Genomic DNA, 24,766 nt, shown 5'->3' on the forward strand with positions numbered 1-24,766 from the left:
TTTGTATCTTTTGCCCAGGTGAAAGGTAAAATTTTAGGCCTTTGCCGATTCGGACTCGGCTTCGTCGTCAGCGGAGTCATCATCGAAGGTCGTCACGATGTCCTTGCCGGAGGGCAGCGGGGAGAGTTGCTCGCCGGCATGGGTGATGACCTGCTTAGCCAGCTTGCGGTTGGCAGAGTTGCCCAGCACTGCACCAATGCCCATCGGCAGCAGCTTGCTCATCCATGCTCGACGCAGACGCTTGGTGACCTGCTTGGAAAACAGTCGCACCAAACGGCCATTAAGGCCCGACAGGGTAGGGGAGGAAAAGCGCGACAGGGTCGCAGCAGAGGTAACACCAGAGACGGTTCCCATATCGCCGACGAGCGTATCGACAATGGCCACACCCTTCGAACCGGTCAGCACGACTAGCACCAGTGCACGACGACGTTGCTCATCGCGGATGTCATCGCCACGCAGGTAAGCAGAGGCCAGGATGTACCAGGCCGCAGCCTCCAGGAAGAGAATCGATTCTGCACCAATGGCGGCCGCACCGGTAACCAGACCAATGCCTGGGATGGAGGCAGAGGCACCCGCGGCAGCACCAGAGCCACCAGCAATGTTGATCAAATGCTTATCGATGATCGCCTGAATCTGCTCCGGGGTCGCATCCGGGTTGCGCTTCTTGAGCCCATCGACGTACTTGATAATCACCCCGGACTGCATGGAGACAACCTTGTCCAAGGTGTTAATCAACGCATTGCTAAAACGGTCTACCTTGTCCTCATCCAGCTCGTACTTATCGACGTCTGCACCTTCTGCATCCGAATTTGCAGGTGCCGAGGATTTCTTATCGCGGAAGTTAAACATGGTTGCTAAGCATCCTGACTAATTTGGTTCCTTAAATCTCAAGAACGCACCAGCATAGTAAAAATTCCTGTATGGCCACTGTGAGCTACATTCTGGCCAAGCTAATTACGCGCAGCGCCGCTAAACTTAATCACTATGAATGACTCGGATTCGCCCGGTACTGACCCGCTCGTGGTACGCACCGATAGTGGGTGGATTCGGGGTACCCGGGAAGAAAAAGTACGCAGTTGGCGCGGCGTGCCTTTTGGCGCATCGACAGCCGGTGCCCGCCGTTTCCGTGCCGCTGAACCAGTACCTAGCTGGGACGGCGTACGCGACTGCACGGAGTTTGGCGCAGTAGCCCCACAGCCGACCTACTCGTGGACCGACCGCATCGATGGTGACGAAGACTGTCTACATCTCGACGTCGTGCGGCCTGATACCGATAAGCAACTGCCCGTGGTGGTCTACATCCACGGCGGCAGTTTTATCGTCGGTTCTTCCCACATGCTCATGCTGCGCGGTTTCCAGCTCGCCGAACAAATGGACGTCGTTTACGTCTCCATTAACTTCCGCCTCGGCGCGCTAGGCTATCTCGATCTCCGCAGCTTGGACGGGGAGTGTTCCGCCAACCCTGCGGTCACCGATCAACTCCTCGCCCTGCAATGGGTGAAGAAAAACATCGCGGCTTTCGGCGGCGACCCCGACAACATCACGCTTATGGGCGAATCCGCCGGCGGCGCTGCAGTGCTGACCCTAATGGCCGTTCCCCAAGCCGAAGGGCTCTTCCACCGCGCCATCGCGCAATCACCGCCGATTGCGATGATTCACTCCCGCCGCCAGTCGACGTTCTGGGCACGCGAACTGGTCAACCGCCTCGCCTTGCCGCGTGCAACGACTATCGACACCCTGCGCGAGGAGCCCTTCGCCGACATCGTGCGCGCGGGGCAGTCCATGATGTGGCGCGCCGGGGAACTGCGCCGTCTCAATAGCTGTTACGCACCCACGGTTGATGGTGAACTCATCCCGGACCATCCCTTCGAAGTCTTCAAACAAGGCAAGCAGCACCAGGTTCCGCTTTTGTTGGGCACCAACTCTGATGAGGCGAGCTTCAGCAAGTACATCCTGCAGCGTTCCAGTGCCCGCGCCCGCGCCGGGCATCGTTTGCTCGCCTCCTTCGACCAGGAGCACGCCCCAGAGGTCGTTGCAGCGTACGGCGGCTCCCATGCACGTGCTGATTTCGCTGCATTGCTTGCCGACGCCTTGTTCTGGGCACCGACTGTCCGCATCGCCGAAAAGCACAGCAGGACCCAGCCGACCTGGATGTATCGCTTCGACTTTGCCCCGGCGGCACTGCGTTGGCTGGGCTTGGGTGCGATGCATTCGTTGGAACTATCCAACATCTTCGGCGATGCCTCTACCTCCCGATTAAAGATGCTGACCACCATGGGCAATTCCTCGGACATGGAGAATCTCACGGTGACCATGCAACAGCATTGGGCCGCATTCATGCACGAAGGCAGACCGCTGGATTCCTGGCCGCTGTACGATGCTGCACACGACCGCAAGACCTTAATCTTCGACGTGGAACCGCACGTGGTTGAAGATCCGTATGCGGAACGTCGTGAAGCATGGGCGGATTACGACATGCACGAATGGGGCAATGGCAGCACTGACCTGCTAGATCGCCTAGGTTATGCCGCCTTGAGTTTCGAATAGCCTGGCAGCTTCATCCTGAATTACTGCAGCGTAGTACAGGTGCCTGCCGACGATGGCCGGGACGCGGTAGGCTTGCCATAGCTGCGGCAGGACCGCTGCGGCACCTATTGCGAGACCACAAGGACGGATTGTGCGCCATGAGCTTTTTTGAAGATATTGCTTCTGCCTTGGATGCCGAGGGCATTGAGTCCCGTGTTAATGATGACGTGCTCTTTGTGCCGATTACCTCGGACCTAGAAATTCAATTTGTGGAAATCGATCCGCTGTTGCCTGCTGCGAATGTTTACATCGCAGCAGCTGATGTGGATGAAGATGACGAGGAGTTTGAGGCCGTTCTGGTCTCAGTTGCGTTCTCCGTGGAGGATGCAGTCGAAGCAGTCTCCAAGCACATTGCTACCGACCAGGTAGTTACCGTGCTGCGCGATCTGCTGGAAGGCACCGACGAACGCATCGCTGAGCTGCAGTTTAGCCAGGATGAGTTCAACCCGAATCTGGTCATCGCTGAAGTTGCCCAAGACTCCGAACTGCGCGTGCTCGTCGAAGCTATCGATGGTATTCCTTCTGCAGTCGTTCGCTTCTTGGCCTTTGACTTCGATGAAGATGAGCTCGATGAGCTTACCGACGAAGACATCGTCATGCTCTGGGACGAAGAAGCCGAAGACGAAACCGGTGAATCAGGCGCCCCAGTCATTGAGGTTCCTGCCGAAACCCTCGAACTGGGCACCTACACCGACTTCGACCGCCTCTTCGATGTTCTGGGCCTCGTTTCTGAACAGGCCGAGGACTGGGAGCAGCAACTCATCTCCTTCGACGACGGCCACTATGAAGAGCCGGACGTCTACGACATCTACGGCGAGGACGCTGATGATGAGGACATCGACTTCGACGACATCGATGACGATGACGACGACTCGGACGACGATGTTGAAAACTCTTAAGGTTTCATGAAAAATATCCAAGAAACCGGATAGCGGGTGCGGAGATAAGGCCCCTAGTCGGGCTTTGTAGCACCTTCATCGACATCGATGTTCTAGGAGCTGTTGTACGCGGCAAAATGCTGCGTACAACAGCTTTTGCTATGCAGCAGTAAAAACTTGAAACGGTCCCACTTTCCGCTGTCGTGACCGCTCTAGCCGACAGACGGAAAGGACCACGCGCATGCCAGGTGAGCACCCCGCATTGTGGCGCCAAGGCCTATCCACCGTCGGCATCATTTTGGTCTTTGTCAGCTGGGCAATTACCTTCCTGCTGCCTGCAGATCCCTTAAGCAACGACTTCGGCTCACCGGTGACCAACATCATCCGGCTCCTGCTGTTCGCCGCGGTCGTTCTGTGCTGGGCTTCCCGAGCAGGCATAATCCCGAAGCGGATGTATCTCCTGGTTCTCGTGGCAGTTCTTATCAACTCGGGATTGGGAAGCATCGCAGTATCACTGTCGCTGCCATTTTATTTCGATGCTCTCGGCACAATGTTCATCTCCGTTATCGCCGGGGCAAGCATGGGAACCTCAACCGCACTGCTGACAGCGCTGTTAACAGGCATGTTCGTGCCCACCAACATGGCCTACGCGCCAATTGGCGTGTTGATTGCTTACTTGACCGCTGCCGCTGCGCGCGCACGCGTGCTGGGCAACATGGGAAGAATCCTTCTTACCGGATTATTTGTCGGTGTGTCCTCCGGCATCGTCTCGGTGTATTCCACCACGCTATCGCTCTCCGGCGACGTCAATTCTGGTGTCCACGCTCTTATCGAATTCTTGGATCTCATGGTCCAAAACCGACAGCTGGCACTGATCATTCAGGCCTTGCTGTCCGACCCTCTGGACAAGATCTTCGCCCTGCTCATTGTATGCCTTGCCATCCGCTATGGCCCCTCAGCGCTCCGGGTGCTCATCACCTACGAAGGGAATAGGGACCAACTAGCGGGGATCTTTTATGACACTCGCCACTAAACGGAGCGGTGCGAGTTAGGCCGCTTCGCTGAATCCACTGAACAACGAAATAGGCGAGTGGACTGGCTGATAGTCGCTATCGACGAGCCACAGGAAGGTGCTGGCGTAGCCGGTACCGATTTCGTGTACCGCGTCGATTTCTTGTGCGGGAAGTAGTGCGCGGGTCCATGCTTCAGCAAGTCCTGGCTCGACTGCTGCGCCAGTCGGGTCGGTAATACGAAGGGAAATCAGGTAGGCCGGGGTGCGCTTCTCGCCAAAGCCGCGTATACGGGCCTTGGCGCGTGCGCCGACGCGGTGACGAGTAATCGCAGCGACCAGTGGGGGATTGCCGTTGATGCCAGGCAACTTTTTCTGTGGTGGTCGCCAGTGCGGTGTGGGCCGGGCCAGGGAGCGCGGGTGACGCAGGATGGTTTGCAGAGCTTCAATGCTGGCGTGCTCGTGGAAGCTGATGTCAGCGGCGAGCTCGGTCGGGTTGATGGAAGAAACGGTGCTGGGGTTATCGATGTGGTTTTGCATGGTCTTAAAGCTAGCGGGCGGGGTGGACACACCCCTGATGGTATTCGAACGCTATTTCGAACGGTGTCGTGAAACACCCAAAATGGCTGTTTTCTTTGGAGAGGATTAGAGTTTCTAGATCTATGGCTGAACAACGGTTGCGTGAACAAGAGGATGCCCCAAAGATTCCTAGGGAAATCTGGGTGATGGTCACCGCCGCGTTCATCATCGCGTTGGGCTACGGCATTATCGCGCCTTTGCTGCCGCAGTTCGTCGTCAGCTTTGATGTTTCCGTTGCCGCCGCCGGCCTGGTGGTCTCTATCTTTTCTGCCAGCCGACTGATCTTCGCCCCGGCGTCAGGTTCGCTCATCGATAGGCTGGGCTCACGGCGCGTTTATCTCACCGGTCTTATGACCGTGGCTATTACCACGGGCTTGGTGGCAGCAGCACAAGAGTATTGGCACATTGTTGCCCTGCGTGCGCTGGCGGGCATTGGCTCGACGATGTTTACTGTCTCTGCCATGGGCCTTATCGTGCGGATGGCCCCGCCGACGATTCGCGGTCGTTGTTCGGCCACCTATGCCACAGCATTCTTGCTGGGTAACGTCGCAGGTCCGGTACTGGGTGCGTCGTTGGCATTCTTGGGCTTTAGGCCGCCTTTTGTCATTTACGGTGTTGGTGTTGCGCTTGCCGCATTCGTGGTGTGGCTGTTGATGCCGCGCGATGATTCCGCAGTTCAGAAGAAGAGCCAGCAACCACCGATGAAGTTGGCGGAGGCCTGGAATGATACTGCTTTCCGTGCGGCGTTGACCTCGAACTTCGCCCAGGGCTGGATCAATATGGGCGTGCGTGTGTCGGTTCTGCCGTTGTTTGCTGCCGCGGTCTTTCACAACGGTGCAGCAGCTGCTGGTTTCGCGCTGGCGATTTTCGCAGCAGGTAATGCGGTCGTACTGCAGTTCTCTGGTCGCTGGGCAGATACCTTTGGGCGCCGTCCGCTCATCATGATTGGCCTGACGGGCACCGCTATCTTTATGGGCTTGCTGGGCTTTGCCGATGCAGTGTGGTCGTTGCTGCTGGTCTCCGCACTGGCGGGGGCTGCCTCTGGTTTGATTAACCCGGCGCAGCAGGCAGCGATTGCCGATGTCATCGGTAATGAACGCTCCGGTGGCAAGGTCTTGTCGACTTTCCAGATGGGCGGTGATTTCGGTCAGATCTGTGGACCGATCATCATTGGTGTGTTGGCGGATCTCTTTGGCTTCCGCGTGGCCTTTGGCGTCTGTGGTGCGATTGCGCTTATCGGCATTGTCGCTTGGTTCTTTGGACGTGAGCCGCTGGAGGGAAAGACGGCGCGGCTGCGTCGTCTTCCGCGCAGAAAGAAAGCTTAGGAATTTACCGCACCGCGCACCATGGCATGCAGTACGGTGCGCACGGTGTCGCGGTCGGCTCGGCCGGAGCTAATCAGGTCCGCGCCGCGCTGGATAGCCGAATCAATGATCGGTAGGGCAGCGGCGGGGTGCTGGCAGCCGGCCTCGACAAGCAAATTGCGAGCGATAGGGGCTAGGGCATCGTGGGCCTCGCGCACGCGTGGGTCTTGGAATGCTTCCGGGACATGCTGTGCGGCAATCATGAGCGGGCCGTGAGTCCCCTCGGCAAAGAGATCTACTGTTTCATTGACATAAGCCAGCAGGCGTTCGACGTTGTCATCACCGGCTGCGTCGATGCCGCTATTAATCTGCTCAATCCACTTCGGGATGATGTCGAGCAGCAGCTGAACGATGAGATCCTTGCGGGATTTTACGTAGAGATACACGCTGGAGCGGGCCAGGCCGATGGCTTCGCCCACTTCAGCCAGCGTGGGAAGGGTTCCGCCAGAGGAGTTAATGAGCTCCTCGGCGGCGTCTAGCAGTGCACGATGTTGGGACGCGCGGTGTTCCTCAATCGAAGCGCCGGTAATTTTGGGCATGACAGCTCCTTAGTTTTTAAGAGACGAACACTGCAGGAATTCCCATAGTTTAACTATCGGACTGCATAAGACCTATTTTAGTCCGCCTGGAAGGCGGTAAGTTTGCCATCTTCCATTTGGAGAACACGATCACAGTGCTCCAGGATGGCCATATCGTGGCTGACCATGACGGTGGCCACGCCTTCTTCGTGGGATTCCTTCGCCAGCAGTTTGACGATTTCCTGCGAGCGGTTGGAATCCAGGGCGGCGGTTGGCTCATCGACAAGCAGCACGTCCGGGCCACTGACCAGGGCGCGGGCGATGCCGATGCGCTGACGCTCACCACCGGACAGCTTGCCCGGGCGGTGGTTGGCGCGGTGCGACATGCCCACTGCTTCGAGCAGCTCATCGTTGGACTTGCGGCCGCGCTGGCCCAGCAGGCGAGCAGCCAGTTCGAGCTGGTCACGAGCCTTCAACGAGGAAGGTAGGTTACCGGACTGGAAGACAAAGCCGATGTGCTCACGACGCACGCGGGCAAGTTCCTTGTCGTTCATGCGGGTCAGGTCCTCGCCACCCAAGGTGACGTTGCCGGACTGCGGGGTAGTCAATGCGCCCGCGACAGCCAGCAGAGTGGACTTACCGGAACCGGAAGGACCAACGATGGCTACGAACTCGCCTGGCTCGATGCGCAGGTTGACGTTGTCGAGCGCGCGGACGGTGGAGTCGCCGTCGCCGAAAGTGACGTTGACGTCCTCGAGGTGCAATGCAGGTTGTGCGTGGTTGTTCATCGGTTTTCTCCCAGCGCGGTCAGCGGGTTAGTACGGGTAACACGGATGGTGGCGACGGTGGCGCCGATGAGGCCGAAGACAAAGAGCATCAGCGAACCAGTAACCACTGGCATGAGCTCAGTGGAGTATGGCATCGGGGATGCCCCCAGGCCAGCACCGACTGCCAGAGCGATAGCTACACCGATGGCGATGGAGATGATCAGCATGACGACGGCCTGACCCAGGCTGTCGCGCAGCAGGAAGCCCTTGGTTGCACCCATAGCGCGCATCACCGCGATGTCACCGGAGCGCTGAATGGTCCAGACCAGGAAGAATGCACCGGTCACCAGAGCGGAGATGATGTAGAGGAACCACTCAATCATGGCCAGGGTCATGGTCTCCGGACCGTAGCCCGGGGAGGACTGGAAGGACTCTTCCAGGGTGCGGGCATCAGTGCCGGACTGTGCGGAGACCTTTTCCATGTCCGGTTCATTGCCGTCTTTGCCATTGAAGACGACGACGGAGACTTCGTTGTAGTTTTCATCGGCAGCTGCCTCGCCCGCACGTGCGCCGGCGTGGATTTCCTGCCAGACATCCATCGGCAGGTATGCGATGTCGACGTGGCCGAAGGAACGCTGGCCATCAGCGAAACCAGCGACGGTTAGTTCAGTTTCTAGGCGATCCATGGTGATGACGTCGCCAATGGCGATGCCCTCATCTGCTAGGTCGCCGGACAGGACAACCTCACCCGGGGTCGGGGTTGGTTGGCCCGGGGTGCGCTCCTGCATTGCCGGCAGGGTGTCGCCCTCGATGGCGTCGCCCTCAGCACCCGGTGCCAGGAAGGAATCCGGATCCACGCCGACCAGAGTCAGGTCGACCGGGGCGCCGTCCTGGTTCTTGGCGTTAGCAATGGTCAGGTCCATACCGGTGGCCTCAGCCACGCCCTCGGCGTTAGCAACTTCGTTGATCTTGGATTCATCAACGATAGAACGGGTAAAAGCAGAATCAGTTTTAGTGCCTTCTTCGAAGGCGATACCCTGTGCGTTCATAGCCTTCAGGCCAGAAACACCGTCGTTAATCAGGCCTGCGGTCAGGCCCGAGATCATCACGATCAAAATGGACATCAGGGCAAGCACGATTCCCATCAACAGGAATCGGGTTTGGCGAAAATCATTTCGCGCCAAGCTAGGAACATGAGTTCTCCCAGACACTAGTTTGTGCACTCCATCAGGCGTCGAGGTGGCCTGGAAACCTCACCGGGCACACGCTTATCGACGCAACGTCGTTATGTTAGCAACGCCGCGTCGATAAGTTCTAATCAGGGTCTTCTTAGGGGGTGTTCAGGTGTTTTAGGTCACTGCTCCAATCAATTCTGTGACGCAGAGATATACAAAAGCAACAGAAATAATGCCCATAAGAGTGTTGACGACCCAACCGTTGCGCCACTTCTTGGGCGTGTGTTTGGTGTTGAGTAGAACCAACAGTGTCAGGCCCAAGAAGGGCATGAAGAATGCGCCGAGCACACCATAAGCGATAATCAAACCGGTCGGACGCCCCAGCAGAAGCAGCAACATCGGTGGGAAGGTCAACCACAAAAGGTAGAAGCGGTAGTAGGTGCCACCGACCTCAGTCTTCGGATCGTTTTCTGGCAGGTTGCGCAGGTGGCCCAAGTAGTCCGCGAACATCAAGCTCACGCCATTCCACACGCCCAAGCAGGAAGAGAATGCTGCGGCAAAGAAGCCGACAATAAAGGCCTTCGACAACCAGGTTCCATAACGGGCTTCCAGCACGTCTGCCATGTCAACCAGGCCCTGGTCATTATCCGACACTGTGACGTTAGCGGTATAAAGCAACTCAGCGCCCAAAATCAGAGTGGAAACCACAAAAATGCCGGTCACGATGTACGCCACGGAATTGTCCAGTCGCATCACGCGCATCCATTTCGGTGCGTACCAGTTCTTCTCGCGCAACCAGTAACCGTAGGCGGCCAGCGTAATCGTGCCACCAACGCCACCGGCAATGGACAGTACATACACAAAAGAACCATCCGGCACCCGCGGCACGAGACCGTTAATGATCTCCGGCAGATTCGGCGCCGTAATCGCCGCAATACCCACCACGGTGACAAACATGACGCCCACCAAAATGGCAGTGAGCTTCTCAAACAGGCGATAACGCCCCAACCACGTCACGGTGAACACTGTCAGGCCAGTCAGAATGGCCCACATGTTCAAGCTGGTGCCAGGGAAGAGGGCGCTGAGCGCCAAACCCGTACCGGACATCGCCGCGGCACCATAAACCAGTCCCCAAATCACGATGTACGGGGCGAAATACCACGTCGTCCACTTACCCAACTGGCGCCAACCGTGGAACATCGTGTGCCCAGTCGCCAACGAGTAGCGACCCGCACCTTCCACCAACACAATCTTCATAATCGTGCCAACGATGACCGCCCACAACAACGTGTAGCCAAAGCGCTGGCCCGCAATCATCGTTGCAACCAGGTCGGCGGCACCCACACCAGTAGCCGCCGCCACCAAACCCGGACCCACCAGCGTCCAACGAATCTTCTTCTGACCTTCCTCCACCGGAACCGCATCCGACGCAGTAGAGGCAGGTTGTACATTCTCTCCTGACATTGTCGCCTCCTTAGTATGTAATGCAGGTCACTTTACTCCGGAAAGTAGCTGAATGTAGCTATTTCTACAAAAGAACAGAAAACACCAGGAGAGTGGATTGATATCCGTTCTAATTACGCTGACCGCACAAGTTGCAGAGGGATATGTGCCCTGTCACTACTGGCGTCCTCGGGTGCCGTAGCGTGTTAGGTATCGAACACGAGCCGAATCGGAACCTTTCTCAAGGTTCCGTCGACCACGAGGAGTAACCAGATGACCTTGCACACAATTGGAGCTGACGAACTGTTTGAGTTGGTATCGCCTGCGCAGGCGGTGCAGGCGTTGCGTGATGCGCTGCGGGAAGGCTTTGACCCTGCAGAAGACAGTGAGCGGTCCTCGGTTCCTCTGCACAAGGGCGAGATGCTGCTGATGCCTTCGTCGTTGCCGCAGGCTTCCGGCGTCAAGGTCCTGACTGTTGCACCGGATGAGCCGGGCCGTGAGCTGCCGCGAATCCAGGGCCAATACTTGCTTTTCGATGGCCCGACCTCCGCACCAATTGCCATTATCGACGGTGCAGCCATGACTAATCTGCGCACCCCGGCGCTGTCGCTGGCGGGCATCTACGGTCCGTTGATTGCGCGTGCGGAAAAGAAGAACGAGGGCCTCAAGGTCGCTATCTTCGGCACTGGTCCGCAGGGGCAGTATCACGAGCACACCGTGCGTGACGTGCTCAAAGACTATGCTGAGCCTACTTTTACCTTCATCAGCCGCACCCAGCCGGAAGGCTTGGACAATTGGGCGGAGGCTGGCTCCGATGATGCCAAGGCAGCGCTTGCCGATGCCGACCTCATCCTGTGCGCCACCACCGCACCGGAGCCGATCCTTGGCGCAGATGACGTGGCCGAGGACGCCATCATCGTGGCGCTGGGCTCCCATTACCCAGATGCACGTGAGCTTTCCGGCGAACTGGTTGCCAGCGCACAGGTCATCATCGAAGACCGCGGTGCCGCCGAGCGTGAAGCCGGTGACGTCGTCATGGCAGTTGAAGAAGGCCTGTTGAGCTTCGACGACACCTACCTCTTCAAAGACGTTGCTGCTGACAAGGTCGATCTGGATCTGAACAAGCGCATCATCTTCAAAACCACCGGCATGCCGTGGGAAGACCTTGCGCTGGCCTACGCTGCTTACCAGGCGCGCGAGGAGAACAACTAATGCATGTTGCAGTAGTCGGCGGTGGCATCATCGGCATGGCCACCGCATATGAATTGCTTGGCGATGGCCACGAGGTCACCCTGCTCGAAGCCGGCGAGCTGGGCCAAGAAGCCACCCACGGAAACGCCGCCAAGATTGCGCTAGGCGAGTGCGCCCCGGTCCCCGCGCCGGGCGTGGTCCTCCAAGGCTTGAAGTGGATGACCCAAGAAGATTCCCCGCTGGCCATCCACCCGCGCTTTAGCCCTTCCTATCTGAAGTTCCTCGCGCGCATGGCGTTGGCCTGCAATAACCGCGCTTTCCGACGCGGTCTTGAGCTTCACCTCGACCTAGTCAGTGACGCCTGCGAAAGCCTGGACAACTACCAGTCCGAAGGTATGGACTTCGAGATGCACTCCCGTGGTCTCATTACTGTCTTCGAGGATGAAGAACATCTCCAGACTCAAAAGGACATCCTGCCGGTCTGGGAGAAGTTCGGCTACGAACCACGTGTGCTCACTGGCGATGAGGTCTTCGAGGTCGAACCTGCACTGGCCACACGCGCCGAGTATGCGGTCTATTCGCCGGAGGATCGTCAGCTACACCCGGATACGTTGACGGCGGCGTTGCGCAAGGGCATCGCAAAGCGTGGCGGCACCATCAAAGAGCACTCACCAGTCACCGGCTTCAAGCACACCGACAACAAGGTCTCCGCCGTGGTAACGACGACGGAGGAAATATCTGTCGATGCCGTCGTGCTTGCCCCGGGCTTAGCGCTGACCGAACTGTCCTCCAAAGCAGGGCAGCGGGTGCCGGTCTTTTCCGGTAAAGGCTACAGCGTGGATTACCGACTCGATGACGTTGAGCTATCCCGGACTATCACGCTCGCCGAACCACATATGGTGCTCACTCAGCTCGACGACTTCATTCGTGTTGCCGGCACCATGGAATTCGGTGCGAAAGACAACTCACTGAACCCAGTGCGTATTGATGCCCTGCGCCGCGGCGCGCGTCTTTTCATTAAGGACTGGCCCTCCGGAAGGGAAGGCGAGTTCCGCCAGTGGGCAGGCTCCCGACCCATGACCGCCGACGGCGTGCCAATCATCGGCCAACTCAAGAAGGTTCCCAATGTCTATGTCGGCGGCGGCCACGGCATGCTGGGCCTGACCATGGGACCGGGCACCGGCAAAATCCTCGCCGACATGATTGCCGGAAGAAAGACCCGATTAAGTGATGATCGGCTTAAACTCATTTCTCCGAACCGGTTTAGGTTTTAGCGGTTAGGAACATTTGGCGCAGCGATGACTGGGTCCTCCGGCGTCGCGCGCCGATAGGGTTGACCGTCGATGAGAGTGAACGGTGCTTCATCTGTGGGTTCCCAAGGGACGATTCGTACGGCAACAGAATCACCGTCGTGCGGAATCGGAAGATCAAGGTCTTCAGCTATGAGCTGATGCATCTTGTAGTCGCCCAAGATGATAATGCCTTCTGGTCGAAGAATAGAGCGTGATCCACCATTGGAGCGGACTCTCTTCATGTAGTCCTTTTGCTGGGCTACGGTTGCGACGATGCCGCGAGGAATAATCTCGCCCTGGGCAACACGGAATAGCTCGTTCAAGCGTTTCTGCCCGGACTTTTGGTCGAGTACTCGATCTCGGGTTTCTTTGGACAATTGCAGCAATGTGTTGGGTGGAAGTGGTGCATCGTAATGCAGCCACGAAATCGAGGAACGCCCAGCTGCAGAAATCGATCTCTTGCGATCGCGATTGCCGCCCTTAGTCAGAATTTCATCGGTCAGGCGAGCGAACCCAACACGAAATGTCGCTGACTCATCGTTGGCATGGCAGAGCATCCCGTGGTGGCCAATGGCCTCCATCGGGATCATCCAACCGAAAGGCATTTTCGAGTACTTGCAGTCAACCTCGTAGCCAGCAATTTCGTAGTCCATCCACTTGCCATCGTTGATGAAGCCATCGAATTCGCGTCGAATATTGATCTCCACGATGGAACCAAGGTGGGCGGATTCAGTCTTGCTCAACTGTGAGATTGAATAGCGTCCAGTGTTTTGTCCGTCATTAATCTGGTCAAAGGACTCACGAAAGACTCGAGCTAGGCGAGTACCATCTGGGTCTTCTTCCCGAAAGGCTTTGATGAGTACCTGAGGGCCGTTTGCTGGTTCATGAACGATGTCCACGAGTAAATTCTCCTAGAGAAGCTGTGGTTGCAAGACCACGGTTGGTTGGGCGGGTTCTTCGCCTGCACGCAGTGGTTGCTTGCAGATCGCCTTCTTAATTTGGGCACCGATAGCTCGTGCGACAGGTGGCGGGAATGCGTTGCCCACTTGGCGCCACTGGGCGGTTTTGCCACCAGCCCATTGCCAGTCCTGTGGGAAACCTTGAATTACTCCGCCCATCTTGACGGTCAGGCGAGGCATCTCCTCAGCAGGATCGGTGGGGAAGTCTGCGCTTGGAGCTTCGGGAGCAATAGAGCTGCCTTTCACGCCGAGCTTCTTCCAGGCTTCACGGGCGCGTGTTGGGCCAACGTCGGGACCGCCGTGTTTCTTGCTGCCGCCGACCAGAGTTGGTCCAATATCGTTAGCCTGCTTTGCCCAAGCCTTCGCGCCTGGCCAGCCGTTCTCCGCCATCAGTTCACCGAGCGCTTCGCCAACAGTGGTGCGCTCAGGGACGTGTTGTGGCCAGGTAAAGAACTCTTCGTATTCATGCTTTACCGCCACCAGAATGAAGCGAGGACGCAGCTGTGGGACTCCGAAATCAGCTGCTTGTAAAAGCTTCCAGAACGCGGTGTAGCCCATGCCCTCGAGCTGCTCGATGATTTGATTGCGGTAGCTATCAAAGCGCTTCTGGCCCAAGCCCTTGACGTTTTCGAGCATCACGGCTTTTGGATTGATTTCGTCGACGAGACGCAATGCCTGTGGGAAGAGGTCGCGTTCATCGTCTGCGCCCAGTTGCTTGCCTGCAATCGAGAAAGGAGGGCAGGGAACGCCACCGGCGAACAAGTCAATCTCATCCCGCCACTGGTAGCCGTCCAGGTCGTGGACGTCCATCTCCATGACATCCCACGGTCCCAATGGGCCGTCTTCACCACGATTATCGCGAAGGGTTTGCGAAGCCCAGTTGTCGATCTCTACCACTGCGGCATGGTGAAAACCGGCCTGTTCCAGGCCTAGCGCCTGGCCGCCAGCACCAGCGCAGATCTCTAAGGATGTGAAGCGCTCGTTCGCCATGCAGGGCAGTCCTTCCGCAGTTGTTTCATGGAATCTGGGCAAATTCTTTATGTCTGCAGCATAGCCGTTTACCGGACAACAAGGGTAGGCAATGTGAACATATATTCGATTTGCTGGAGTCGGGTTGCGCTACCTGGTCATTTAGAAGGGTGGGGAAATGTGTTGGGTGTAACACTGGACACGAATATGTTGGATGGATTACATTGTTCAACAAGTTCGTGCATGGCTGTGGCGCGATCTTCGCTTAGTTGACCCTCGACTCGGAGGCGGAGTTCACCATGACCTCAACCGATGCAGTTTATTCTTCACATCAGCGCCACGATGAAGAAGTCCCTGAAAACAAAGGGATCTGGCGGCTGTTTCTCTACAGCGCCATTGGTGCATTCGTATTCTTCTTCCCTGTGACCTACAAGGGCGCGAACTCGATTCCGCTCGACCATATGGTCACCTTCATCCGCGATACCATCCCGACGGTTGTGCTTTGGATTATCTTGGCACTGGCTTTGTACGGCACGATACGCGGATTCGTTATTAAAAACTGGCAGGAAGGCGCACTACAGGCCACCTTTATGGTGCTCAACGTGGCTGGTTTGGTTATCAGCTTCCTGATGGTCATTGATTCTTTGCCGTGGGTGCTTGGCGATGAAGACCTCGTCCCCTTCCTCTGGAATTCCATCGCGACTCCAGTGGGCCTGATTGTGCCTATCGGTGGTGCTTTCTTGGCCTTCCTCATCGGCTTTGGCCTGCTGGAATTCGTTGGCGTGCTGATGCAGCCGATCATGCGCCCGCTGTGGCGCACCCCGGGCCGCTCGGCCATCGATGCCGTCGCGTCCTTCGTCGGTTCTTACTCCCTGGGCATTTTGGTCACCGACCGTGTCTACCAGCGCGGTGGCTACACCGCCCGCGAGGCAGCGATTATTGCCACGGGCTTCTCGACGGTGTCTGCCGCGTTCATGGTGATTGTGGCCAAGCAGCTCGACCTGATGGAAATCTGGGGTACCTACTTCATCGTCACCCTGCTGGTGACCTTCGCGGTTACCGCGATTACCGTGCACATTCCGCCGCTGCGCAGCATCCCGGACGAGTACTACGAGCACGCTGAGCCGGACCCAGAAAAGCCGGTGCAGGGCAATCGTTTCAAGGAAGCATGGCGCGAAGCGAAGCTCGCCCTCGACCGTGCGCCGAGCCTGCCGAAGCTGGTGTGGGAGAACCTGCGCGACGGTGTGCGTCTGGTTGGTGCCATCGTTCCGTCCATCATGTCGGTCGGACTGATTGGCCTGCTGCTGGCACGCTTTACCCCAATCTTCGACTGGATTGGCTACCTGTTCTACCCATTCGCCTGGATTGTGCAGCTACCTGAGCCACTGCTGGCTGGCAAGGCTGCTGCTATGGGTATTGCCGAGATGTTCCTGCCGGCTACCGCTGTTGCTGGCTCTGACGAGATGGTCCTGAAGTTCGTTATCGGTGTCGTCGCGGTTTCCGCGATTATCTTCTTCTCCGCACTGGTGCCGTGCATTCTGGCCACCAAGGTTCCGATGAAGCTGTCGCACCTGGTCATCATCTGGTTTGAGCGCGTCGCACTGACCATCTTGATTGCCACCCCGATTGCTCACCTGATTTTGTGATTCGCTGCACGCATCGAACTCACATAATCACATAGACAAGAAGAAGCCCGCCGCCTGGAACTGATCCAGGTGACGGGCTTCTTTCCATGTAAGTTCCGTTAGGAACTTACATGGGCGGTGACGATGTCATCGATAAGCCGTGCGGCTGCCTTAGCGGTGCGGTTATCGATGTCGAAGTCGGGGTTGAGCTCGACGACATCGACAAGTGCGAGCTTGCCCGTGCGTGTGATGGCGGTAGCCATGGCGTGGATGTGGGGCAGGGAAACGCCCAGGGCTGCCGGGGCGGACACACCTGGTGCGGTGTGCGCGGGCAGCACGTCCAAGTCGATGGAGAGGTGGACTTTGTCCTTGTTCTCTACGGCCTTGGCGGCCAGCTCGCCGGCCTGCTCCGGGGTGAGGTTGAGCAACTCTTCATCGAGTACTACCTCCACGCCGAGGTCCTCAGCCTCCTGGAAGAGGACCGGGGTGTTATTCGGCTTGGAGATGCCAAAGACGGAGTAGTCGAAGTCATCGCTGAGCTCCGAAATCTGCTTGAACGGCGTACCGGAGGTCGGCTGGTCTGCTTGGCGCAGGTCGAAGTGCGCATCCAGGTTCATAATCTTCAGTGGACCGTGAGTCTGGTACGCACCGCGGTGGGAACCAAACGCGGTCTCGTGGCCGCCGCCTAGGACGATGACCAGGTTGTTTTTTGCGGTGAGCTCTTCGACTTTGTCCGACAGTGCGTCGTGGGCTTGCTCAAGGTTGTCGCCCTGGGTGGTGATGGTGCCGGCATCGTAAAGCGGATGCTCATGATGAATAGCCAGCGAACCCAACGCCGTGCGCAGGGCCTCCGGACCGGCGGCGGCACCCTGGCGACCACCGTTGCGCAGCACGCCTTCATCCGAGGCAAAGCCCAGCAGCGCTACCGCATTGTCCGGGGTTTCCTGTGCAGGCTGCACCGTGGAGTGCCAGCGCGCGTGCTCCGGGCCAGGGCCATCGTTGCGACCAGTCCACTCAGGAGCGGGGGTAAACAGTTCAGCTTCGACGGTGTTCATAGTGTGCGAGTGTACTTTCTACATCAATGCCGCGATACCGTACGCGAACGGTGCTGCGATAAGGGTGGACAGAATTACGCGCTCGAACCAAATAATCACCATGGTCTTAATGTCCAGAGGAATTTCTGTAGCCAAGACAGAAGGCACCATCGAGGAGAAGAAGAACACCTGGGACACCGACACGATAGCGATCAGGATGCGCAGCACATCGGATTCTGCACCTGCAACCAGGGTTGCTGGCAAGAACAGTTCGGACAAGCCGATGGCGAGAGCCTCAGATGCCAAACCTGGGTCATCGATACCGATAATCCAAACGACTGGGTAGAAGAGGTAACCGAACCAGGTGAAAATCGGCGTGTAGAACGCAATGGTCAGGCCGATGAAACCAACGGAGAGGATGCCTGGGAGCACCTGCATGGTCATCAGCAGACCGTCGCGGAAGTTATGCCAGATAACCTTCCAGATGTTTGGGGTTACGCGCAGAACAGCCTTTGCTTCTTCCCACGCTTGGTGAGCGCGGGCGCCAGTGACCTTCTTTTCCGGATTTGGCTCTGCATCAGGGTGGTAATCGTCCGGAATGCGAGAGATTGGTGGCAGTCGGACCATGACCACGGTGACCAGGAAGGCCACGATGAGGGTGGCACCGAAGTAGAGGCCCCAGACACTCATCAGGTCCAAGGTACGAGCGATAACCACCATGAAGGTGGCTGATGCAGTAGAGAGGCCTGCGGCGATAATCGCAGCTTCTTTGCCGGTATAGCCGCCTGCTTTGTACACGCGGTTGGTCACGAGCAAGCCTAGAGAGTAGCTACCAACGAAAGATGCGACGGCATCGATCGCGGAGCGACCTGGAGTCTTATACAGCGGGCGCATGACGGGCTGAACCCAGACGCCGATGTATTCCATGAGGCCGAAACCAACCAGGAGGGCTAGGAAGATAGCGCCGGTTGGAATCAGCAGGCCAACGGGGATAACGAGCGAGTTCATCAGGAACGGTCCGAGGTCTTCATCGAAGATGAATTCCGGGCCGAAACCGAAGATGAGCATGGCTGCCAGTAAGACGGCGAAGATGTTTAAGAAAGCGAACACCATGCGGGCAGCAGATGATTTCCATCTACCTGTATAGAAAGGCGCGATGGCGCCTGCGATGATGATGGCAAAGACAACGTACTTGGCGTTGTCGCCCAACAGCGCGGTGATCCACCCGACCAGGTGGTCAAGCAGAATGGTGGTTTCACCGGCGATGGGGATGGGGACGAAGAAGGCAAAGATGCCGATACCGCTGTAGACGAAGAAGCGCCAGGGATGCGGGGCGGAGGAACTCTGCCGTTGCTGTGGTGCTTGCGTAGGGGATGTGGAGCCGGTCATGGCATCTCCAATTCTTTAGGTCTGGTTGCGAGCTGGCTCCTCGAGCCAGTCGCTAATCAGCGAGTTGTGCTCGCCGAGTTGGGGCGCCGGCTGCGGATCAACCGATCCGGTCAGCCGGAGAGGGGAGCGCAAAGTCTGGAACCCGTCGGATTCGGTGAACAGGACCTCACGTTCCGTGCCGACGTCACCATGCAGTGCTTCCTTAAGGTCATGCACTGGGGCAGTCGGGACACCATGTTCTTGGAAAAGTTTGAGAGCAGATTCGACGGTGTAGTCGCTCAGAGCGGCTTCTATGATGCCGCGGACTTCCTCACGGCGAGCACGGCGTGCTTCGTTGGTGTTGTAACGCTCATCGTCAAGCATGTACTCGAGGTTGAGTGCCTGAGCCATGCAGGCAAAGAGCTTCTCGTTGAGCACTGCGATGACAACTTCACCGTCGCTGACCTTGTAGGTGCTGAAAGGCACGGTCATGGCGTGGTCGCTGCCGACAGCGGTAGGAGTTTCCTCTTCGTAGAGCTCACGCATGGCGACAGATTCCAGGATGGACACCAGGGAGTCATACATTGCGAGGTCAACGTGCTGACCGACATTGGTACGGTTGCGTTCTTGCAGCGCGGCCAACGTGCCGATAGCTCCGTAGAGACCAGGCACGAGGTCACCGAGGCTAACACCCACGCGGGTTGGGCGACCGCCCGGCCAGCCCGTTACGGACATGATGCCGGACATGGCCTGGGCAACGAGGTCGTAGGCAGGGGCCTTGCTCATGGAACCGGTTTGACCAAAACCGCTAATGCTGGTGACGATGAGCTCAGGGTTGAGCTCACGCAGCGTATCCGGGGAGATACCCAGCTTTTCCATCACGCCGGGGCGGAAGTTTTCGACGATGACGTCGGCGCGCTGGGCCAAAGACTTCAGCACTTCGACGTCGGCTTCTTCCTTGAGGTTGAGCGTGATGCCCTTCTTAGAGCGGTTAAACAGGCGGTAGTACGCAGAATCGCCGTTGTAGTCCGGGCCGAAAGTACGGGAATCGTCACCCCATGGAGTCTCAATCTTGATGACCTCAGCGCCGAGGTCAGCGAGAATCATGGAGCAGAACGGACCTGCCAGCACGCGGGACATATCGAGAACGCGGATACCGGCGAGAGAACCTTGCTTAGAGGACTCGGTCATTGTGGTTCCTTTCTGGATGAAAAGCTCATCCAACGAAGTCGAGAGAAGCTTTAGACGAAAGCGGATTCACCGGTGATAGAACGTGCTGCCACCAGTTGGTTGATGTCGTAGGTGCCCTCGTAGGAGTAGATGGCCTCGGCATCGCAGAAGTGCTTTGCGGCGGTGTAGTCAGCGATGATGCCGTTGCCGCCGAGCAGTTCGCGACCCAGGGCTGCGGATTCACGCATCATGCGGGATACGTGAGCCTTAGCGAGAGCGGAGTGCTCACCGTGGGTTTCACCGCGTGCCTCGAGGCGGGCAAGTGCGGCCATCATGGACTCGGAAGCAACCAGGTTGCCGAGGATGGTGGACAGCTTGGACTGGTTGATCTGGAAGCTGGAGAGCTTCTTACCGAACTGCAAACGCTCATCGGTGTACTGCAGTGCGGTGTCCAGAACACCCATCTGCAGGCCAACTGCCTGCCAGCCCACGGTGGAACGTGCAGACTTCAGCACCTTGTTGGTGTCCTTGAAGGTGTTGGCGTGTGCCAGCTTGTAGTCCTCTGGGACAAAGACGTCCTTGAGGTGAATATCGGCGTTCTGCACAGCGCGTAGGGCAATACGGTTTTCCATCAGGGTGGCGCTGTAGCCTTCCCAGCTGGTGTCGACGAGGAAGCCCTTGACGTGGTTGTCCTCTTCGTCGCGTGCCCAGACGATGACGTAATCGGACCAGGTAGCGTTACCGATCCAACGCTTTGCACCGTTCAGTACCCAGCCGCCGTCAACGCGCTTGGCAGTGGTGGACATGTCCTGTGCAACGTCAGAGCCCGCGTCTGGCTCAGTAATAGCGAAGACGCCGGTCTTGTTGACTGCGTAGATATCCGGCAGCCAGCGTTCCTTTTGTTCTTCGGAGGCAAGCAGCTCGATGCTGCCGGTGAACAGGCCATCCTGACCACTGAAAAACGTGCCGACGGAAGCGTCAGCACGGTGAATCTCAGCAGTAACCAGGCCTGCGAGAAGGTGAGAGCGCCCCTGGTGGCGGACCAAGCTGATGATATCGAGCTCACGAATGGAATCGAGCAACTCGAAGGGGAACTCGGAGCGGTTCCAGTAATCGGTAGCTACCGGGCGAACCTTCTCGTGGGTCCAACGTCGGACCTTGAGCAAGATGTCGAGCTCTTCAGAACTCAGGTCCTTTTCGAATCCGTAGAAGTCTCCCTCGGGGTAACGTCCTGCCATGATGTCTCCTTAACTGGGTTGAGCTGCATGGAAAGTGCAGCGGATTCGGTTGTGACCAACATCGCTTATGCGAGTTGTTGACATCACATTAAGTTTGAGCTTGTAACTTATCACTCACTTTTTCGGCGGATCTGTCTGAAATACCAGACTCATTAGGGTGAGTGGAATGAATGATGGCGGCATAAAAGTGCCAGGTAGTCGCCCCAAATAACCAATACTGACCTTGCTTAAGCTGTTCTTAAGCAAAAGTCTTTATGGAAACATCGCCCTTTGGAGAAATTCAGGCTTTAGGATGTCGAGTGTGTCCAGATCGCAAGTCCCAGCTGCACGCAACGTCCTAGCGATTTTGCAGCTTTTATCGAACATCGAAACGCCGATTTCGGCGAGCCGTATTCGTGCTGAACTCGACCTACCTCGTTCGACGACCTATCACTTGCTCAACGAGATGGTCGAGGCTGGATTTGTCATGCACTTGCCAGAACATCGCACCTATGGCCTAGGATTCGCTGCCTATGACATGGCTGCTGCTTATTCCTCGCAGCAACCACTGGTGCGTTTGGCAACACGTCCACTGGAAAAAGCCGCAACCTCGGTCGGAGGTTCCGGTCACTTGTCCCGACTCGCCGGCTCTGAAGTTGTGTACTTGCAGGAAGTTCGCGCCCCGGGTGCACCATCATTGGTGACCGATAAGGGCGTGCGTTTGCAGGCACACCGCACAGCTTCTGGTCGCGTCATGCTGGCGCACCTTCCAGAACACGAAGCCCGTGCTGCATATTCGACGTCTGGTGAAGTAGGCGAATATCGCAAACTCAAACTCCGTCTAGCCGAAGTTCGTGCTCGCGGTTGGGAATTAGAAAGCGAAGAAATCGCGCGCGGCCAAGCAACTGTGGCAGTTCCGGTACTCGATCACCTCGATCGACCGGCTGCTGCGCTGGCCGTGACCCATCCGGTCTCACTATCGAAGGCCGCCGTAGAGCAGGTATTGCAAGAAATTACACGTCTGGCCGAAACGATTTCGGTCAAGATGTACCGATCGAACTAAGGAGAACCCATGGCAGTTCAGTATCCGGACCTGGTCACCGTTGGTGTGGGTGCGTTGAGTGTGGACGAGGTTGTTGCGGTAGCGCGCTTCGGTGCGAAGGTGGAGATTGATCCTTCGGCTTTGGAGGAGGTTGCTGCAACTCGTTCGCATATTGAGGAACTCGCCCAAGATCCGACGCCGGTCTATGGCATTTCCACCGGCTTTGGTGCTTTGGCTCGTCGCCATATTCCAGAAGATAAGCGTGCGCAGTTGCAGTTGTCGCTGGTGCGCTCGCATGCAGCTGGTACTGGTCCTGAAGTGGAGACCGAGGTCGTCCGCGCGCTGATGTTGTTGCGCTTGTCCACGCTGTGCACGGGGCGTACCGGTGTTCGCCCGGTGGTGGCGCAGACCTATGCGGATACGCTTAACGCGAAGATTCATCCGGTAGTCCACGAGTACGGTTCGCTGGGCTGTTCGGGTGACTTGGCGCCGCTGGCGCACTGTGCGCTGGCGCTGCTGGGTGAAGGAGAGGTCCGTAACGCTGACGGGGAGAAGGTCCCGGCGGCAGCGGCGCTGGCAGCAGCCGGAATTCAGCCGTTGCAGTTGCGCGAAAAGGAAGGCCTGGCGCTTATTAACGGCACTGATGGCATGCTGGGGCAGCTCTGCTTGGCCATTGCGGACCTGCGCGAAGCAGCAAAGCTTGTCGATGTCGCCACCGCCCTCACCGTCGAAGGCCTGAAGGGCACACTCACCGTGTTTGCCTATGACCTGCAGCAGCTGCGCCCGCACCCGGGTCAAGCGGATGCGGCAGCGAATATCCGCACCGTGGCGGCGGACTCGGAAATCTTGGCCGTGGCAGCAGAGGAGTTCAAGCAAAAGCAGGTTCAGGACGCCTACTCGGTACGCTGTGCGCCGCAGGTCGCAGGTGGTTTCCGCGATACGCTGCAGCATGCCACGCAGGTCGCAGAGCGCGAGTTGGCCTCCGCAATCGATAACCCGGTCGTAGCACTCGACGGCCGGGTCGTGTCCAACGGCAACTTCCATGGCGCACCGGTGGCCTACGCACTGGACTTCCTCAAGATTGTCACCGCGGACTTGGCCTCCATTTCTGAGCGCCGCACCGATCGCTTCCTTGATGTTGCGCGCAACCGTGGTCTGAACGCATTTCTTGCCAATGACCCGGGCGTCGACTCTGGCCACATGATCGCCCAGTACTCCCAGGCAGGCATTGTGTCGGAGCTCAAGCGCCTGGCCAGCCCAGCGTCGGTGGATTCGATTCCGTCCTCGGCGATGCAAGAAGACCATGTTTCCATGGGCTGGTCCGCGGCACGTCAGCTGCGCAAGTCCGTCGATGGTCTCCAACGCGTGTTGGCCATTGAGGTTCTTACCGCCGCTCGTGCAGTCGATATGCGTGAGGGCGTGCCGGGCAAGGGGACTGGTGCGGTCATCGCGAAGCTGCGCGAGCATGTCGAAGGTCCTGGCACCGACCGTTTCTTGTCGCCAGAGATTGAAAAGACTGTGGAACTGGCCCAGTCGGGTGCGCTGGTAGATGCGGTGGAAGAAGTCGTCGGAAAGCTGCGCTAGCTGCGCAATTGCTTGACGATGGCTTCAGTCATCGCCACCTGGCCCGCGTGGGTGGGATGCATCGGGAAGGAGTCGGTGTCCTGACCGGTGAAATCTGCCCAAGGCTCGGGACTGCAGCCGGTGTGGCTGGCGGCATCGTCAGGCAGGACGAATTCTGCGTCGTGGCGCTCAGCTGCCTCGCGGACTTCGTCGTTGATGCGGGTGATGATGCCAGCCAACCAATCGCGGTCGCTGGCGGTGACGTGCTCAACTTCGGCGCAGGTTTCTCCCTCGACGATTAAAGGCAGGTAACCAGTGGCGATGATGCGTGCATCGGGGGCGCGCTGCTGGAGTTCGGCATAGACTTTATCCAGGCGTTCGGGGAGTCCTTGGAGCTCTAATTCTGCCTGTCCGGAGCGTGCTTGCTCGCAGGACTGGTTGGGGTCGGGCTGGCTGAAACAGCGGGTGAGCATGCCAAAGCTAGTGTCGTTGCCGCCGATAGACAACGTGATAAGTTGCGTGCCTTCACCGACGGCATCGACTTGTGGGGGACGGCCACTGCCAGCGAGGACATCCATGGTGGTCGCGCCCTGGCAGGTGGCGTTGCGGAAGATGTCGAAGTCTTCTTCCGAATTGAGCAATTCCGGGTAGGAATCTTCGGCCTTGGCGCAGTTATCAGCCGGTTGCAGCGGCAGTGTGGTCGAACCCATGGCGGCATAGGAATCACCCAACGCGACGTATTCGGCGATGTGCTGCGGCTCGACGGTTTCGCTCGGGGGAGCGGACTCGGGAATAGGTGAGCAGGCAGAAAGAGCCATCAGGGGTGCAAGAAAAGCGATTCGACGCATAGCGGCTATCTTACGCCCGTTATCTTTAAGGGTTCCTACCTGGGGAGTCTTGAATCTGAGACACTCGGGGTCAAAAATGCCTACCGGTCCATTGTGACGTTTCCTACCTTCATGAGTGGGAATAATCCACGGCACACCAGTCGGATTGCACCCAGCAGCGGGAAGTGTG

General features: G+C 57.8%; 22 protein-coding genes. 9 read left to right on the forward strand and 13 right to left on the reverse strand.

The window, feature by feature from the left end:
- Positions 1-33 precede the first annotated feature (33 nt).
- Complete coding sequence (locus UL81_RS04555; protein WP_236684513.1) at positions 34-849, reverse strand: hypothetical protein; 816 nt, start codon at positions 847-849, stop codon at positions 34-36.
- A gap of 135 nt (positions 850-984) precedes the next feature.
- Here UL81_RS04555 and UL81_RS04560 point away from each other — a divergent pair, with 135 nt between their 5' ends.
- The 3 genes from UL81_RS04560 (at position 985) to UL81_RS04570 (ending at position 4,497) form a co-directional block, all read left to right on the forward strand.
- Positions 985-2,547 carry a carboxylesterase/lipase family protein gene (locus UL81_RS04560; RefSeq protein ID WP_046453317.1) on the forward strand — a complete coding sequence of 521 codons (1,563 nt, stop codon included), beginning with the start codon at positions 985-987 and terminating at the stop codon, positions 2,545-2,547.
- 137 nt (positions 2,548-2,684) lie between these two features.
- Positions 2,685-3,485 carry a hypothetical protein gene (locus UL81_RS04565; protein WP_035105705.1) on the forward strand — a complete coding sequence of 267 codons (801 nt, stop codon included), beginning with the start codon at positions 2,685-2,687 and terminating at the stop codon, positions 3,483-3,485.
- 220 nt (positions 3,486-3,705) lie between these two features.
- A complete protein-coding gene (locus UL81_RS04570) occupies positions 3,706-4,497 on the forward strand; it encodes a hypothetical protein (protein ID WP_035105703.1) in 792 nt (263 codons plus the stop codon).
- 15 nt (positions 4,498-4,512) lie between these two features.
- On the opposite strand, the gene UL81_RS04575 is transcribed toward UL81_RS04570, so the two are convergent.
- Positions 4,513-5,043 (reverse strand): hypothetical protein, encoded by a 531-nt coding sequence (locus UL81_RS04575; protein ID WP_236684514.1) that lies wholly within the window; start codon positions 5,041-5,043, stop codon positions 4,513-4,515.
- Between the two features lie 92 nt (positions 5,044-5,135).
- On the opposite strand from UL81_RS04575, the gene UL81_RS04580 reads away from it, so the two are divergent.
- Positions 5,136-6,377, forward strand: coding sequence for an MFS transporter (locus UL81_RS04580; protein WP_046453318.1), 1,242 nt, complete (start codon positions 5,136-5,138; stop codon positions 6,375-6,377).
- On the opposite strand, the gene UL81_RS04585 is transcribed toward UL81_RS04580, so the two are convergent.
- The 4 genes from UL81_RS04585 to UL81_RS04600 all read right to left on the reverse strand — a co-directional run bounded on the left by UL81_RS04585 (position 6,374) and on the right by UL81_RS04600 (position 10,340).
- Positions 6,374-6,955, reverse strand: a complete 582-nt coding sequence (locus tag UL81_RS04585; RefSeq protein ID WP_035105702.1) for a TetR/AcrR family transcriptional regulator — start codon at positions 6,953-6,955, stop codon at positions 6,374-6,376. The two genes, UL81_RS04580 and UL81_RS04585, sit on opposite strands and share 4 nt — an antisense overlap.
- A gap of 77 nt (positions 6,956-7,032) precedes the next feature.
- Complete coding sequence (locus UL81_RS04590) at positions 7,033-7,722, reverse strand: ABC transporter ATP-binding protein (RefSeq protein ID WP_035105701.1); 690 nt, start codon at positions 7,720-7,722, stop codon at positions 7,033-7,035.
- A complete protein-coding gene (locus tag UL81_RS04595) occupies positions 7,719-8,846 on the reverse strand; it encodes an ABC transporter permease (protein ID WP_144407165.1) in 1,128 nt (375 codons plus the stop codon). Before UL81_RS04595 ends, UL81_RS04590 begins: the two co-directional genes overlap by 4 nt.
- Positions 8,847-9,050: 204 nt before the next feature.
- A complete protein-coding gene (locus UL81_RS04600) occupies positions 9,051-10,340 on the reverse strand; it encodes an Nramp family divalent metal transporter (RefSeq protein WP_046453319.1) in 1,290 nt (429 codons plus the stop codon).
- A 252-nt stretch (positions 10,341-10,592) separates the two neighbouring features.
- Between UL81_RS04600 and UL81_RS04605 the strand changes: the two genes are divergently transcribed.
- Positions 10,593-11,531, forward strand: coding sequence for an ornithine cyclodeaminase family protein (locus UL81_RS04605; RefSeq protein ID WP_046453320.1), 939 nt, complete (start codon positions 10,593-10,595; stop codon positions 11,529-11,531).
- Positions 11,531-12,784, forward strand: coding sequence for an NAD(P)/FAD-dependent oxidoreductase (locus UL81_RS04610; protein WP_035105700.1), 1,254 nt, complete (start codon positions 11,531-11,533; stop codon positions 12,782-12,784). The genes UL81_RS04605 and UL81_RS04610 overlap by 1 nt, the downstream gene beginning before the upstream one ends.
- Here the strand turns inward: UL81_RS04610 and UL81_RS04615 are convergent.
- Both UL81_RS04615 and UL81_RS04620 read right to left on the reverse strand, forming a co-directional pair.
- Positions 12,781-13,701: a NaeI family type II restriction endonuclease gene (locus UL81_RS04615; protein ID WP_082099173.1), complete on the reverse strand. Its 921-nt coding sequence runs from the start codon at positions 13,699-13,701 to the stop codon at positions 12,781-12,783. The two genes, UL81_RS04610 and UL81_RS04615, sit on opposite strands and share 4 nt — an antisense overlap.
- A 12-nt stretch (positions 13,702-13,713) precedes the next feature.
- Positions 13,714-14,751: a DNA cytosine methyltransferase gene (locus tag UL81_RS04620; protein WP_035105698.1), complete on the reverse strand. Its 1,038-nt coding sequence runs from the start codon at positions 14,749-14,751 to the stop codon at positions 13,714-13,716.
- Positions 14,752-15,029: 278 nt separating this feature from the next.
- On the opposite strand from UL81_RS04620, the gene UL81_RS04625 reads away from it, so the two are divergent.
- Entirely contained in the window at positions 15,030-16,376 is a 1,347-nt protein-coding gene (locus UL81_RS04625) for a YjiH family protein (protein ID WP_035105924.1), read from the forward strand.
- A gap of 98 nt (positions 16,377-16,474) precedes the next feature.
- Here the strand turns inward: UL81_RS04625 and hutG are convergent, their stop codons facing one another.
- From hutG to UL81_RS04645, 4 genes are read right to left on the reverse strand one after another with little or no spacing between them, the layout of a single operon-like run.
- A complete protein-coding gene (gene hutG, locus UL81_RS04630) occupies positions 16,475-17,410 on the reverse strand; it encodes a formimidoylglutamase (protein WP_035105697.1) in 936 nt (311 codons plus the stop codon).
- An 18-nt stretch (positions 17,411-17,428) separates the two neighbouring features.
- A complete protein-coding gene (locus tag UL81_RS04635; RefSeq protein ID WP_035105695.1) occupies positions 17,429-18,778 on the reverse strand; it encodes a YjiH family protein in 1,350 nt (449 codons plus the stop codon).
- Between the two features lie 15 nt (positions 18,779-18,793).
- Positions 18,794-19,948, reverse strand: a complete 1,155-nt coding sequence (locus UL81_RS04640) for a CaiB/BaiF CoA transferase family protein (protein ID WP_035105694.1) — start codon at positions 19,946-19,948, stop codon at positions 18,794-18,796.
- 50 nt (positions 19,949-19,998) lie between these two features.
- A complete protein-coding gene (locus UL81_RS04645; protein WP_035105692.1) occupies positions 19,999-21,165 on the reverse strand; it encodes an acyl-CoA dehydrogenase family protein in 1,167 nt (388 codons plus the stop codon).
- Positions 21,166-21,457: 292 nt separating this feature from the next.
- Between UL81_RS04645 and UL81_RS04650 the strand changes: the two genes are divergently transcribed.
- Both UL81_RS04650 and hutH read left to right on the forward strand, forming a co-directional pair.
- Positions 21,458-22,207 (forward strand): IclR family transcriptional regulator, encoded by a 750-nt coding sequence (locus UL81_RS04650; RefSeq protein WP_046453322.1) that lies wholly within the window; start codon positions 21,458-21,460, stop codon positions 22,205-22,207.
- 9 nt (positions 22,208-22,216) lie between these two features.
- A complete protein-coding gene (gene hutH, locus UL81_RS04655) occupies positions 22,217-23,770 on the forward strand; it encodes a histidine ammonia-lyase (RefSeq protein ID WP_046453323.1) in 1,554 nt (517 codons plus the stop codon).
- Here hutH and UL81_RS04660 read toward each other — a convergent pair.
- Positions 23,767-24,597, reverse strand: a complete 831-nt coding sequence (locus tag UL81_RS04660; RefSeq protein WP_236684515.1) for an SGNH/GDSL hydrolase family protein — start codon at positions 24,595-24,597, stop codon at positions 23,767-23,769. The two genes, hutH and UL81_RS04660, sit on opposite strands and share 4 nt — an antisense overlap.
- Positions 24,598-24,766: the final 169 nt, after the last annotated feature.

Source organism: Corynebacterium camporealensis (assembly GCF_000980815.1).
GTDB lineage: Bacteria > Actinomycetota > Actinomycetes > Mycobacteriales > Mycobacteriaceae > Corynebacterium > Corynebacterium camporealense.

Excerpts from the sequence above, each read along its gene's own strand:
- UL81_RS04595 (WP_144407165.1), bottom strand. The coding sequence starts at position 8,846 with ATGGGAATCGTGCTTGCCCTGATGTCCATTTTGATCGTGATGATCTCG.
- UL81_RS04610 (WP_035105700.1), top strand. The coding sequence starts at position 11,531 with ATGCATGTTGCAGTAGTCGGCGGTGGCATCATCGGCATGGCCACCGCA.
- UL81_RS04620 (WP_035105698.1), bottom strand. The coding sequence starts at position 14,751 with ATGGCGAACGAGCGCTTCACATCCTTAGAGATCTGCGCTGGTGCTGGC.
- UL81_RS04640 (WP_035105694.1), bottom strand. The coding sequence starts at position 19,948 with ATGACCGAGTCCTCTAAGCAAGGTTCTCTCGCCGGTATCCGCGTTCTC.
- hutG (WP_035105697.1), bottom strand. The coding sequence starts at position 17,410 with ATGAACACCGTCGAAGCTGAACTGTTTACCCCCGCTCCTGAGTGGACT.
- UL81_RS04635 (WP_035105695.1), bottom strand. The coding sequence starts at position 18,778 with ATGACCGGCTCCACATCCCCTACGCAAGCACCACAGCAACGGCAGAGT.
- UL81_RS04590 (WP_035105701.1), bottom strand. The coding sequence starts at position 7,722 with ATGAACAACCACGCACAACCTGCATTGCACCTCGAGGACGTCAACGTC.
- UL81_RS04660 (WP_236684515.1), bottom strand. The coding sequence starts at position 24,597 with ATGCGTCGAATCGCTTTTCTTGCACCCCTGATGGCTCTTTCTGCCTGC.
- UL81_RS04650 (WP_046453322.1), top strand. The coding sequence starts at position 21,458 with ATGTCGAGTGTGTCCAGATCGCAAGTCCCAGCTGCACGCAACGTCCTA.
- UL81_RS04585 (WP_035105702.1), bottom strand. The coding sequence starts at position 6,955 with ATGCCCAAAATTACCGGCGCTTCGATTGAGGAACACCGCGCGTCCCAA.
- UL81_RS04555 (WP_236684513.1), bottom strand. The coding sequence starts at position 849 with ATGTTTAACTTCCGCGATAAGAAATCCTCGGCACCTGCAAATTCGGAT.
- UL81_RS04600 (WP_046453319.1), bottom strand. The coding sequence starts at position 10,340 with ATGTCAGGAGAGAATGTACAACCTGCCTCTACTGCGTCGGATGCGGTT.
- UL81_RS04625 (WP_035105924.1), top strand. The coding sequence starts at position 15,030 with ATGACCTCAACCGATGCAGTTTATTCTTCACATCAGCGCCACGATGAA.
- UL81_RS04605 (WP_046453320.1), top strand. The coding sequence starts at position 10,593 with ATGACCTTGCACACAATTGGAGCTGACGAACTGTTTGAGTTGGTATCG.
- UL81_RS04560 (WP_046453317.1), top strand. The coding sequence starts at position 985 with ATGAATGACTCGGATTCGCCCGGTACTGACCCGCTCGTGGTACGCACC.
- UL81_RS04570 (WP_035105703.1), top strand. The coding sequence starts at position 3,706 with ATGCCAGGTGAGCACCCCGCATTGTGGCGCCAAGGCCTATCCACCGTC.
- hutH (WP_046453323.1), top strand. The coding sequence starts at position 22,217 with ATGGCAGTTCAGTATCCGGACCTGGTCACCGTTGGTGTGGGTGCGTTG.
- UL81_RS04580 (WP_046453318.1), top strand. The coding sequence starts at position 5,136 with ATGGCTGAACAACGGTTGCGTGAACAAGAGGATGCCCCAAAGATTCCT.
- UL81_RS04565 (WP_035105705.1), top strand. The coding sequence starts at position 2,685 with ATGAGCTTTTTTGAAGATATTGCTTCTGCCTTGGATGCCGAGGGCATT.
- UL81_RS04645 (WP_035105692.1), bottom strand. The coding sequence starts at position 21,165 with ATGGCAGGACGTTACCCCGAGGGAGACTTCTACGGATTCGAAAAGGAC.